Origin of the sequence: Idiomarina seosinensis (assembly GCF_003987275.1) — a bacterium.
In the GTDB taxonomy this organism is placed as follows: Bacteria; Pseudomonadota; Gammaproteobacteria; order Enterobacterales; family Alteromonadaceae; genus Idiomarina; species Idiomarina seosinensis.
Window position 1 is genome coordinate 727282 of the sequence record NZ_PIQF01000001.1, and the last position, 12910, is coordinate 740191.

A 12910-nucleotide genomic window follows, 5' to 3' on the forward strand; every position below is an offset into this window, starting at 1 on the left:
TATGGCAACCTTTTATTTTCTCTCAAAACCGAACTGCCCATTATGTACAGAGGCATTGCAGTTGCTGCATGAATTGCCTCTGGAAGAGCCGGTCGATTTATCTATGGTTGATATATCAACGCGTTCCGATTTGCAGGAAGAATATGGCTGGCTGGTTCCTGTATTAGTCGATCATCAAGATAATGAGCTGCGCTGGCCATTTGATCAGCAACAGTTACTGGAGTTTGTCGAACGATGAATTTATTACGTGTGCAAGATGCACAGCTGGCTTTTGGCGCAGACGCCATTTTAGACCATGTAAACTTTGTGCTAGAGCCCGGCGAACGCGTTTGTTTGGTGGGCAGAAATGGTGCTGGCAAGTCGACTTTATTAAAAGTTATTGATCAAGAGATTGCGTTAGACGACGGCCAGGTTCAATACGTTGGCGATACGGTAGTAACTCGTTTACCTCAGGATCCACCACAGCAATCCGAGCAACGAGTTTATGATTACGTTGCAGAAGCTTTAAGAGAAACCGGGGCGCAGTTAGCCCGGTATCATCTATTGTCAGAGCAGCTTACCGATAACCCGTCCGATGCAGTACTAAACGAAATAGATGCGCTGCAGGCAAAAATAGATGCGAATAACGGGTGGCAGATAGAGACCCGTATTGAGCAGGTATTGACCCGTTTAGACTTACCACATGATCTAGGCATGGCTGACCTCTCTGGCGGGTGGCTAAGACGGGTAGCGTTAGCAAGGGCGTTGGTCGTTAACCCAGACGTGTTGCTACTGGATGAGCCAACCAACCATCTTGATATAGAGATGGTCCGCTGGCTAGAAGAGCAAGTTAAGGAGTTTAAAGGGGCAGTTCTGTTTATCAGCCACGACCGTGCATTTATCCGAAGCTTAGCGACACGCATTGTCGATCTTGATCGTGGTCAGTTGAGCAGCTACCCCGGCAATTACGATCGGTATCTTGAAAAGAAGCAAGAGCAGTTAGAGGTCGAAACCGCGCAAAATGCAGAATTCGATAAAAAGCTAGCTGCTGAAGAAAGCTGGATCAGGCAGGGCGTTAAAGCTCGCCGAACGCGTAACGAAGGTCGGGTGCGGGCGCTTCAGGCATTACGCAAACAGAGACAACAACGCCGTGAGCTTCAGGGTCAGGCAAATCTGCGGGTTAACGAAGCAGGGCGCTCGGGTAAGCGGGTATTTGAAGGTGAAGATATACAGCTTCAGTTTGGTGATAAAGCCATTATTAGAAACCTCGATTTGATGCTGCAGCGTGGCGACAAGGTTGCACTGATTGGCCCCAACGGCTGCGGAAAAAGCACCTTAATCAAAGTGATTCTAGGTGAACAGTCAGTCGATTCTGGTCAGCTAAAATTCGGCACCAATTTAGAGGTGGCTTACTTTGATCAACATCGGGCGCAACTCGATCCAAAACAAAGCGTTATGGACAATGTCGGTGACGGTAAGCAGGACGTAGTGTTCCAGGGGCGTCCCCGGCATATTCTAAGTTATCTGCAGGACTTTTTATTTACTCCAAAACAAGCTAGAACCCCAGTATCTGCATTATCAGGCGGTGAACGAAACAGGGCACTACTGGCGAAGATTTTGCTCAAGCCAAGTAATTTGCTGGTTCTGGATGAGCCAACCAACGATCTCGATATCGAAACTTTAGAGCTGCTTGAGCAAATTATTGCTGAATATCAGGGAACCGTGCTGTTAGTCAGTCACGACCGGGAGTTTGTCGATAATACTGCAACAGCTGTCTTACACTTTGAAGGCGGCGGCAGGATTAATGAAATTATTGGTGGTTTTACCGAGCTGGAGCACTATTTAGCATCTCGTCCGCAGCAATCTGCTTCAGCTGTAGAAAACCAAGGAACCAAAAGCCAGACGCAACTGTCTGACAAGGGTTCAGGAAAAGCTAATAAAAAGTTATCCTATAAATTACAAAGAGAGCTCGATAACCTCCCTGGTGAAATACAGGCACAAGAAGAAAAACTCGAAACGATACAGAAGAAACTAAATGAACCTGAGTTCTTTAACCAGCCAATTGATGTGACCGAGCCGGTAATGACCGAGGCCGCTCAATTAGAAGAGCAGTTACTGTTAATGCTGGAGCGATGGGAAGAACTTGAAAACTTATCAAAACAGAGTAGTTAGTGAATGATGAAACAATTCGTACTTAAAGGCTTAAGTGCTGGCATTTTAGCCGCAGTCAGTGTTGGTAGCTATGCTGATACATTCGAGCTTGAGGAGTTGCCAACAGCCGATAACTATCGCAATAGCTTCCCTCAAGCAATGAACGACCAGGGCCATGTTGTCGGTATCAGTCAGTATCCAAAAGATGTCGATATTGATTTAACACAACTCTCAGAGTCTCTGTTAGCAAGTGTTGGTATCGAAGATCCGGAAAATGTTGAGAATCTCACTCAATCTCAATATGAATTCATTTTGGGGCGTACTGCTGTTAATGCCAATATAAACTTCGAGCAGTTGCAGATCAGCCAGTACAGTGGTTTTTTGAACGATGGTGTTACTCAGTCAGAGCTGCTAGCGGCTGAGCAAGATTCAATTTCGGTTGATAGCTTTTTTTACGACATTAACTCGGCTAACTCAATAGTCGGCTCAATGACGGCGCCGTTTTATCCAATTGATTTTAGTTACGTCGATAGTAACGACGAGCAAGTTGATAAAACCTTTTATGTGCGTGACTACATTAGCCGTGCAGTTTGGTATCGCGATGGTCAGTCAACCACTATAGAACCGCCTGAAACCGCTGAATTAGGCGGCGAAAGCGCCATTCTTGATATTAACGACAGCGGCCTCGCGGCAGGTTATGCCAGTACCGCAGTCAGTCCTTTTGCTCAGGATCGAATCGATGCCTGTACTGAGGAAGATGCGGATGTTCCGGCTATCGAACCTGCGCAAGTGTGTATTCATAAGGCATGGTTTGACCTATATACACAAAGAGCCAGCAATATAGCGCCGTCTTTTTTCTCGCGTAGTGAATACCTGGCTCGTCGTTCAATTTATGACATTCGTGGTTATTTATGGCAGTTAGACAGCAACGGTGAGGTTATTAGTTCTACCGAACTTGGGACGCTGACTGAACGTCGTGAAGACGATAATAAAGATTTCTCGAGCTATGCATTTGCTGTTAACAACAACGGTATCGCTGTTGGTCAGAGCTGGACTTACCATCCGGAACGCGGAGCTATCCGTATGCCAGCTATCTTCCAAAATGGAGAAGCACTGCCGGTAACCGAAAGCGACAGCTTTTTTTGGGGTGGCGCTACCGATATCAATGACAGCAATCGCGCGGTTGGTTACTTAGTGGAAAACCGCTCCGGCAACCTGCGCAACCGCGGGTTTTATTATGATCTGGACAGTGGTGAGTTAACCGAGTTACCGGGTTATTTTGCAGGCTCTTCGACAGTGCCTAATGCCATTAACTCTGATGGCATTATTGTAGGAACAGGCGAGTTTGAAGCGACACTTCAGTCAACACGCCGGCGTTCAGGCTTTTGGTATGACTCAAACGCTGAACAACCTCAGTTTATCGACTTAAACAATGCGCTTGCGTGTGACAGCCCTTACTTTATCGTTGAAGGTAACGACGTAACCGACTCTGGTGAAGTACTAGCTACTGCGTTAAAAACAGAGGAATACGTTGACGACAATGGTGACACGCAAAGTCGTGAAATATCAGTTTCGATTAAACTCGATCCTGTTGAAGGTGAATTGAACAACTGTCTCGAGGAAGAAAACCGTGTTGAGCGCAGTGGCGCAGCTATCGGTGGGTTACCACTTGCGTTACTAGCATTATTCGGCGGGCTTATAACATTTACACGTCGAAATGCTGAACAACAAAGCAAAAAATCATAATAAAATCTTCATCAAAAAGTAACACAGTTTCAATCCTTTACTGATTTTCAAGGTGGCTGTGTTACTTTTACATATTGAACTATCCCGAAATAAGACTATCAATTAAGTGAGGGCATAAAAAAGCTCTCCGATAATCTAAACAAGAATCTGTGAAAACAGGAGAGGGGTAGATTTATGAAAAGACAAAAGCGTGACCGCTTTGAACGAGCCCACACTCAAGGCTATAAAGCCGGCTTGCATGGACGCTCTAAAGAGTATTGTCCCTATCAGACACAAGACGATTTTCGTTCACAATGGTTAGGAGGTTGGCGCGACGCTATGGAGGCAAGAAATACCGGCTTGTTCCGCTGATTTGTCATTAACTTAATTCATTAAAAACGCCGGCTAAATGATATTTGCCGGCGTTTCTTTTTAACAACAGTTGGTCTGTGTTAGTTAAAAAGTTGTGGTATCTGTAAATAGACCCACTTTTAAATCTTTTGCCGTATAAATAGGGCGCCCATCAACTTCAACACGCCCATCACCGACACCCATAAACAACTTACGCTTTATTACGCGCTTCATGTCGATGTAGTAGCTGACTTTCTTGTGTTCGGGTAAGATTTGCCCGGTGAACTTAACTTCTCCGACACCCAGTGCGCGGCCACGTCCTGGGCCACCTTGCCAACCTAGGTAAAAACCGACCAATTGCCACATAGCGTCTAATCCAAGACAGCCAGGCATTACCGGATCACCTTTAAAGTGACAATCAAAAAACCAAAGGTCCGGGTGAATATCGAGTTCAGCATGGATGAAACCTTTGCCTGCTGATCCGCCTTCGTCATTAATTTCGACAATGCGGTCCATCATTAGCATATCAGGGGCGGGCAGGCGGCTATTACCAGGGCCGAATAGTTTACCTTCACTGCAGTCAATTAAGTCCTGGCGAGAAAAGCTGGATTGATTCATAACAACCTATTTTGTTGAGTAAAGATTTTAGATGAGAGCGAGTTTAGCGTACAGGTGTACGCCAAACAACTCCGACTAGTTATTTTACTCATCGTTCAATCAAATAGTCTGCGCCACCAAGGTTTACTGGTCGTATCGTGATCGTCATGAATGCGTTGTCGCAGGCGATCAAATAGTTGTTTATTAGAGGTTCCACTAAGCAGCTCCAATGCTTGCTCCACATGATCGACCGCGTGGATGCAAAAATCACCGTTGTGCACGGCGTTAATGACTTCTGGAGTCAAGTTTAACTGGGGCTGGTTAGCAGCGGGAATAATCACTCCGTGTTCGCCGTTAAATCCACGCTCCTGGCATAAGGCGAAATAGCCTTCAATTTTTTCGTTGACTGCACCAATAGCCTGCACGTTACCAAACTGGTCAATTGCGCCTGTTACTGCCAATGATTGTGTCAATGGCGATTCTGCCAAGGCGGAAATAAGACAACATAACTCGGCCATAGAAGCACTGTCGCCATCCACTTCAAAATAAGACTGCTCAAACACAACGGTGGCAGACACCGACATGGGCTCATGTCGTGCAAACTGATTGGCCAGGTAAGCGCTTAAAATCATGACGCCTTTGGTGTGTATATTGCCCGACATATCAGATTTTCTTTCTATATCGATAATGTCGCCGTCACCATAATGAATAGTCGCTGTTATTCGTGATGGTTCACCAAACTCCGAGCCACCAATGGTAATAACGGTAAGGCCATTGACCTGACCGATAACCTCTCCTTCGGTATCAATTTTAACCTGATGTTCAATGATACTGCGACGGCTGAGTTCAGCGAACTGGCTTTCCCGGGCTCGTTGTTGTGCTAATGCCGTCTCAATAGAGCTATCATCAATTTGCGTCTTAGCCGCCTGGGTGGCTACATCATGAGCTTCTCGCAGCAATTGTGTTAAATAAATACTGTCTAAACTTAACTCCTGCTGAAATTCGGTACGTCGTGCACTCGCGCAAAGCAGGGCGGAATAGCCCGACTGTTCAAGTGGTAGCACATCGGCGCGTTGCCAAACGTATTGCAGGTAACAAAAATAGTCTTGAACAGGCTCTCTATACAACGGAAAATCTCGGTGAAAATCGGCTAAAAACGGAAATAAATGATCAAAATCCTCATCGTACTCGCGCAATTGAGCGTATTCATGTCGATTACCCAGTAACAGCAGTTTAATATCGACGGGGACCGGTTGTGGGCGGTAAAAGTAGGCCGCGCCGCTTTCAGGAGATGACTGTGGCCATTCGAACCAACCACTCAGCAGAAAATGTTTTAACCGACGCCACAACTCAAGGTTTTCCAGCAGCTGATTGACTTCTAGCGCTAACACACCGCCGTTAGCTTTATGAATCAAGCCTGGCTCTATTAAATGAAGATCTGAACGCACAGTGCCTTCAATCGACTGCACACCAATTTGACCAAACAAACGGGCTTCCGATACCCGATCACACCAATAAAAAGGTGCAGGGTGATGGTGGCCGACTAACACCGTTGCAAACTGACCACCTGCAAAGTCTTCACTGGTTTTATCACTGACTCGCTGCATATAGTCGCGCAGCTTCGGTGTATCGTATTGGCTGATGATTTGCTGCTGCAGCTCAGCTCGCGTCGCTGTGTCGGCTTGTATAAATTCAACAATGGCATCCATAACTTCCGCGGCTGTCCCTGAGGGAGCATTAACGCAAAGTGGTCGTAATAGATCGTCCGGATCAGCCAGATACAACCAGTCGTACCAGCGACAGTGTTGCCACGCATTATCTTCGAAGTAGCAGTCCAGTACTTGCTGTTTCTGCAAGCCAGCCGGAATAATTGCAAATACATTTGAGTAACAGCCACGCTGACGCAGAGCCTGAGTCAGTGCATCCATTGCACGCTGTTGGCCAACCAGCAATTTTTCTTCACTGGAAGTCGGTCGTTGGCTTAACCAAACTGAGGTATCAGGACGCAATGCCTGAACATCTAATTGCATAAACTCGAGTTCCTTATTAGTTAATGGAGACATTCTACCAGATTTTTCCAAAATACCGTCTAATCTCGCCTAAACACTAATTGCGTATAATGTATATTATGTTAAATGCTATCTATTTAATACTAAACTAGACCTGTCAGTACTAACTTTTAAAATGAGCGCTCTGCTACTTCTGGTAGTTTCTCGGCTAGAAAATCAATTAAAACTCGAACTGCAGGTTTTAATCCACGCCGATGCGGATACGTCATATGCATTATACCGATCGCCAACTCCCAGCTCGGTAATACCGCTTCTAGCTGTCCCTCGTTGACGGCTTGCTGACATAAATAATTAGGCAGTGCTACTACACCTTGTCCGGCGATAGCCGCTTCTCGTAAAACAATCATGTCGTCGGTTATTAACCGAGGTTGGAAACTAACGCTTCGTTGCTCGCCGGTCGTTTTATGTGTTAACTGGTAGCGGTACCTGCCACTCGTATAGTGCAGACTTAAATTAGGCAGCTTCTGCAGGTCCTGAGGCGTGTCGATGATCATCTCTCGTGCCAACTTAGGCGCAACATAAAGTGTCGATGGCGCCTGACTAATCGGACGCGCGATCAAGCTTGAGTCTTCGATATGAGTACGCACACGTAGTGCTAGATCGACATTCTCTTCGACCAGACCAACAGGCCTGTTGGTTACCATAAGGTTCAATTGTACTTCTGGGTACAGTGTCATGAATTCTGGCAATATTTGCACGAGTAAGCTTTGGCTGATGGCATACGGAGCACTTAAGTTGACCCGGCCTCTTGGTTTATCAAGCAGCCTTTGAGTTACTTGTTGTGCAAGTTCCGATGCTTCCACCAAGGAATCGCAGTGCACTAAAAATGCGTCACCAACATCGGTTAACTTTAACCCTGTGCGGCCACGGTGCATTAGACGTACGCCCTGCTCTTCTTCCAACTGTGAAAGTCGCCGGCTAATGGTCGACTTTGGCAACTCTAGCTCACGGGACGCTGCATTAATGCTGCCAGCTCTTATGGTTCGGGCAAATAAATAGTAATTAGCGATGTCGGGTATTGGCATTTTAGGGTTCTATTTTTGGAACGTTACGTCCCATTTTAGCGTCTTTTATTAAATTTCGGAACACGTAAGCTAGTCCTATATACTTTATAGGAGGTGGATATGAACATTTTACATTTGGATTCGGGTATTTTTGTGGAGCAATCAGTAAGTCGCCAGCTAAGTGCTGATATCGTACGTAAGTTAACGCAAGAAGCAGATGCGACCGTTACCCATCGTGACCTGGTGACTCAGACCATTCCTCATTTACAGGCCGAAGAGCTATTAGCTGAAGATAAGCCGTTGATTAATGAACTGATTGAAGAACTACAACAATCAGATGTTCTGGTGATAGGTGCACCAATGTACAACTTTACCATTCCGACTCAGCTAAAAACCTGGTTTGACCGAGTACTGCAGGCGGGAATTACATTTCGTTATACAGAGTCAGGTCCAGAAGGCTTATTAAGTGGTAAGAAAGCCTATATTGCCTCTGGTCGCGGTGGTATTTACTCCTCAGGTGACGCAGCCGCACTTGATCATCAGGAGTCTTATTTGAGAACCGTATTAGCGTTTATTGGTATCACTGATGTGCAAGTAGTTCGTGCAGAAGGCTTAAATATGGGAGACGAGCCGCGCGCAGAAGGTTTAGCCAAAGCAGCAGCTGATATTGCTGCGATAGTATAGCTAGATCTCGTTTTCGGTTGGCGGATTAATCCGTCATTCGGAAACCAACGTAAGTGTTCTAAACCAGTAAAAACAAGAGCACTTATGAAACCTTCTTTGTTGACCCGTTCTTTTTTTCTGTGGCTGACGGTCCTGCTAACGATAAACAATGCTAAAGCACAAACAAGAGTTGCTGTGGTATCCGTTAAAGAGCAACCAGTTCAGCAGCAACTGACACTCCCCGCTTCGGTTGCTTCTCTTAGCAACAGTTATTTAAGCTTCGGCATTGCCGGACGTGTAGAGCGTTACCTTGTCGATGTCGGTGATATGGTGGCAAAAGGTGAGGCCCTGGCCGTGCTCGACCAGCGTCAAGTGGATGCCGCCTTACAGTCTTTGAATGCTCAACAGCAATCAGCTAGGGCTACGTTGAATGATGAACGACAGCAGCTAGAAGAGTTACAAAGCCTGGCTAAAACTGATTTTGTTGCACAAAGTGAACTGCGTCGTGCACGAGCGGAGGCTCAAGTGGCGGAAGCTGCTCTGGCCGAAGTGAACGCCCGTATCAATGAGCTGGAAGTGGATCGCGGTTATCATCAGTTGGCTGCTCCTTTTAGCGGCTTAGTTACCGAGCGAAACATAGATCCCGGGCAATGGGTTACTGAGAGTCAACAGGCCTTTCAACTCGTCGATCTTAATGCGATATATATCGACGCCTTCGTTGCACAGCGCTATTTCCCACGGATAACTCTGAATACTGAGGTCTCTGTATCAACTTCTGACGGCCGCGAAACGACGGCTAAAATCGATAACATTTCCGCCTTCGCCAGCGGTAGTGAACGGAGCTTTAGAGTCCGAATTAAGCCAGCTCAAGAGAGCGACCTATTAGTAGGGTCCTCGGTTAACGTAGTGCTGACAATGGTCGACGAACACGCGACTCCGACAGTTCCTCAGGATGCAGTTATTCGCTACAGTGATGGTCGTACTTCGGTCTGGGAAGTTGTTCAAGAAGACGGCAATAGCATCGTAAAAGAACGTTGGGTGAAGCTTGGGCAGCGCTTCAAAGGCTGGGTTGAAATTGTTGATGGTCTTAGCGGCGAAAAACAAGTGGTTGTTCGCGGCAACGAAGCATTAACAGATGGCGACACTGTTCAGGCCGAGGAGTCTAATGCTTATGATTGAAGCACTGATTCGGCATAAGCATGTCACCATAGTTGCAGTGCTGATTCTGTGCCTGTTAGGTATCGCAGCAGCGCTTAAAATTCCGGTGCAAATGATACCAGATCTGGAAGTTCGCACGATATCGGTACAAACGACCTGGCCAGGGGCAACGCCTCAGGATATTGAAAAAGAAATATTGGTAGAGCAGGAAGAGTATTTACGCACAGTACCCAACCTGCAGCGTATGGAAAGTTCAGCCAGTAATGGTCAAGCCTCAATAGAACTGGACTTCCCGTTCGGAATTGACGTGACAGAAACGTTAATTCTAGTTAACAATGCGTTAAGCCAGGTACCTAACTACCCGGACAACGTCGACCAGCCAAGAATATTTTCAGCTTCTTTTTCCAGCAACGCGTTTATGTACTTTCGGGTAAGCCCCCTGCCCGGTAATCCGAAAAATATCGATATGGTGCGGATGCGCGATTACATTGAAGACAACGTGCGTCCGCGGATGTCATCAGTCAGTGGTGTTTCCCAAGTCGATGTCAGTGGCGGTGCCCAGCGACAGGTAAGAATCAAATTAAATAAAAATTCACTACTGAGTCACGGGCTGACGGTTAATGACGTAGAACAAGCCTTAAGAATCCGTAATACGGATACCTCGGCTGGCGAACTGGAGCAGGATAAACGACGTTACCTGATAAGAACTGTCGGCCGCTTCGATAGCCTGGAAGAAATGCGGACAACGCTGTTAAAACGCGACGGCGATCAGATCGTAAGACTGGATGACGTGGCGCAGGTAGAACTTACGCATTTCGAGCTAAATAATGAATCCTGGTACAAGGGCCAACAAGTTTTAAGTCTGCAAGTAAAACGGGAAATGGGCTCTAATGTCATCGATATCAAATACGCGATGCTGGATGAAGTTGAGCAAATAAACGAAGAGTTGCTGCGCCCCGCCGGTATGGAGATTGTATTGAATTCCGATGATGTGCGCTATGTCGAGGCTTCGATACAAAACGTACTGTTTAACATTGCTTTGGGGGCGCTGTTTGCAACCCTTGTCATGTATGGTTTGATGCGTTCCACTCGGGCTACTCTCATCGCCGTAGTTGGTATACCAATATGTACATTGGCCGGCTTTATCGGCCTGCTACTACTGGACCGTACGATAAATGTTATCTCGTTAGCCGGTATTGCTTTTGCTATTGGGATGACACTGGATAACACCATCGTTGTGTTAGAAAGTATTGAGCTGGAACGACAAAAAGGGTTATCTGCGAAAAAAGCTGCTATTGCCGGAGTACAAAGAGTATGGACGGCGGTTCTTACCTCCACTTTAACCACGGTAATGGTGTTTTTACCGATTTTATTTATTGTTCAGGAAGCCGGACAACTTTACTCCGATATAGCTATCGCAATTTCTGCCGCGATCATTGCCTCAATGTTTGTCGCCGTTACCCTTGTGCCTTTATTGTCTGCGTACTTTCCGGCACATGCCAAAACAAAGGTAACTGACCGACTTACCGACGCAGTAGCCTCTTTGGCAGATAAAACATTGGCGAGTAAAAAGCGTCAAATTACTACAGTGTCCGGGACCTTTATTATTGTTGTCGGAATCTGGTGGTTGTTAACCCCGCCAGCAGAATACTTGCCAGAAGGTGAAGAGGCGAAAACCTTTGCAACCATGAGCGCTCCACCGGGTTATAATTTGCAGACAATGTCAGCGATAGGCGACGAAATTAGAGCCATATTTGATCCTGCATTAACGACCGAAGATAATCAGATGGAGACTGAGCAAGGACTTATCATTCCGGCTTTACAAACGGCTAGTTACAGCGTGTCGCCGACAAACATTCGAATTATCGCGGAGACCCGCAATCCAGACAGAATTGAAGAGCTAATGGATCGAATTACAGAAGTCTATCAGCGATACCCGGGCATGCGGGCCTTTGCTACTAAAGGCTCAATAATAAGCAGCAATGACGGTGGTACTCGCAGTATTAACGTCGATGTTGGTGGCACCGATTTAGCCTCAGTGTATCAGGCTGCGCGAGCCATTTTTAATCGCGCTGAAAGTGTTTTTGAACAACCCAGAATTCAAACATCGCCTAATTCACTCACGTTGCAGCAGCCGTTATTGGAGATTAAACCTGACTGGTCGCGTTTACGTGAAGTTGGTATTGGTTCGGACAGTTTTGGTTACACCATTGCGGCACTAACTGATGGCGCTTTCGTTGGCGAGTATTTTCAGGGTGACGACAAAATCGATATGTATCTTTACAGTGAAGCTGGAACCGAAGTAAGCCCACAGTCCCTGGAAGAAATGCCAGTCTATCAGGTTAATGGCAACCCTATCCCACTGTCAGCTTTAGCCGAAGTCAGAGAAACGGTTGATACCAGCACCGTGCGACGCGTTAATAGCCGGCGTACGGTAACTTTAAACATCATCCCTCCGGATTCAGTCGCCTTAGAAAACGGTGTTGAGGTTGTGCGTGACAATGTCATTGGTTATTTACGCGAGCAAGGCGACATCGGTCAGGATATTACCACTGAACTGTCGGGGGCTGCCGATCAACTCGCAGAAACTCAGGCTGCGCTTGGTCAAAATTACGTACTATCTATCGCTATTGTCTACTTATTAATGGTGGCAATATTTGCTAACTGGGGTTATCCGCTGTTGATTATGCTGACCATACCGATGGGTATTAGTGCCGGTATTCTGGGTCTTGCTCTAATGAACGGGGTTGGTGAATTAATGCCTTTAATTGGTCTTAAGCCGTTTAATCAACCGTTCGATATGATCACCATGTTGGGCTTCCTGATTTTGATGGGAACCGTCATTAACAACCCAATTCTTGTTATTGAACGAGCGGTGTATTTAAGGGATGAACACGGCTACCAATTGATTAATGCGGTAAAAGAAGGGTTGTTATCGAGAGTCAGGCCAATCGCTATAACCACGCTCACGACATTGTGCGGTATAGCGCCGTTGGTATTTATTCCCGGCGAAGGCACCGAGTTATATCGCGGTGTTGGTATTATCGTGATGTTTGGTCTGATCGGCGCAGCGATAGTAACAGTGGTAACGCTGCCCGCGCTATCGGTGCTTGCATTAAAACAAAGGGAGAAAAAACTTCAGCACTGAAGTACAGCTCATATTGGCCGATAAAGGATTATGCACTAACTTTGACTTTGGTCTAACTTGTTTTG

At 46.4% G+C, this 12910-nt stretch carries 10 protein-coding genes; 7 read left to right on the top strand and 3 right to left on the bottom strand.

The features are described 5' to 3' along the window. Position 1: 1 nt before the first annotated feature. From CWI81_RS03535 to rmf, 4 genes are all read left to right on the top strand, one after another. Entirely contained in the window at positions 2-238 is a 237-nt protein-coding gene (locus CWI81_RS03535; protein ID WP_126783839.1) for a glutaredoxin family protein, read from the top strand. Further along, on the top strand, positions 235-2151 hold the full coding sequence (uup, locus tag CWI81_RS03540; RefSeq protein ID WP_126783840.1) for an ATP-binding cassette ATPase Uup: 1917 nt from the start codon (positions 235-237) through the stop codon (positions 2149-2151). The genes CWI81_RS03535 and uup overlap by 4 nt, the downstream gene beginning before the upstream one ends. A gap of 3 nt (positions 2152-2154) precedes the next feature. Then, positions 2155-3876, top strand: coding sequence for a DUF3466 family protein (locus tag CWI81_RS03545; RefSeq protein ID WP_126783841.1), 1722 nt, complete (start codon positions 2155-2157; stop codon positions 3874-3876). 174 nt (positions 3877-4050) lie between these two features. After that, positions 4051-4227 (top strand): ribosome modulation factor, encoded by a 177-nt coding sequence (rmf, locus tag CWI81_RS03550; protein WP_126783842.1) that lies wholly within the window; start codon positions 4051-4053, stop codon positions 4225-4227. 84 nt (positions 4228-4311) lie between these two features. Here the strand turns inward: rmf and fabA are convergent, their stop codons facing one another. The 3 genes from fabA to CWI81_RS03565 all read right to left on the bottom strand — a co-directional run bounded on the left by fabA (position 4312) and on the right by CWI81_RS03565 (position 7897). Then, entirely contained in the window at positions 4312-4824 is a 513-nt protein-coding gene (gene fabA, locus CWI81_RS03555; protein WP_126783843.1) for a bifunctional 3-hydroxydecanoyl-ACP dehydratase/trans-2-decenoyl-ACP isomerase, read from the bottom strand. A 95-nt stretch (positions 4825-4919) separates the two neighbouring features. Continuing rightward, positions 4920-6866 carry an AAA family ATPase gene (locus CWI81_RS03560; protein WP_241970333.1) on the bottom strand — a complete coding sequence of 649 codons (1947 nt, stop codon included), beginning with the start codon at positions 6864-6866 and terminating at the stop codon, positions 4920-4922. A gap of 116 nt (positions 6867-6982) precedes the next feature. Then, a complete protein-coding gene (locus tag CWI81_RS03565; protein WP_126783844.1) occupies positions 6983-7897 on the bottom strand; it encodes a LysR substrate-binding domain-containing protein in 915 nt (304 codons plus the stop codon). A 99-nt stretch (positions 7898-7996) separates the two neighbouring features. Between CWI81_RS03565 and CWI81_RS03570 the strand changes: the two genes are divergently transcribed. The 3 genes from CWI81_RS03570 (at position 7997) to CWI81_RS03580 (ending at position 12845) form a co-directional block, all read left to right on the top strand. Continuing rightward, the gene (locus CWI81_RS03570) at positions 7997-8560 is read left to right on the top strand and encodes an FMN-dependent NADH-azoreductase (protein ID WP_126783845.1); all 564 of its coding nucleotides are present in this window, start codon (positions 7997-7999) and stop codon (positions 8558-8560) included. Positions 8561-8644: 84 nt separating this feature from the next. Further along, positions 8645-9718 carry an efflux RND transporter periplasmic adaptor subunit gene (locus CWI81_RS03575; RefSeq protein ID WP_126783846.1) on the top strand — a complete coding sequence of 358 codons (1074 nt, stop codon included), beginning with the start codon at positions 8645-8647 and terminating at the stop codon, positions 9716-9718. Next, a complete protein-coding gene (locus CWI81_RS03580) occupies positions 9711-12845 on the top strand; it encodes an efflux RND transporter permease subunit (protein ID WP_126783847.1) in 3135 nt (1044 codons plus the stop codon). The genes CWI81_RS03575 and CWI81_RS03580 overlap by 8 nt, the downstream gene beginning before the upstream one ends. The last annotated feature ends 65 nt before the right edge of the window (positions 12846-12910 follow it).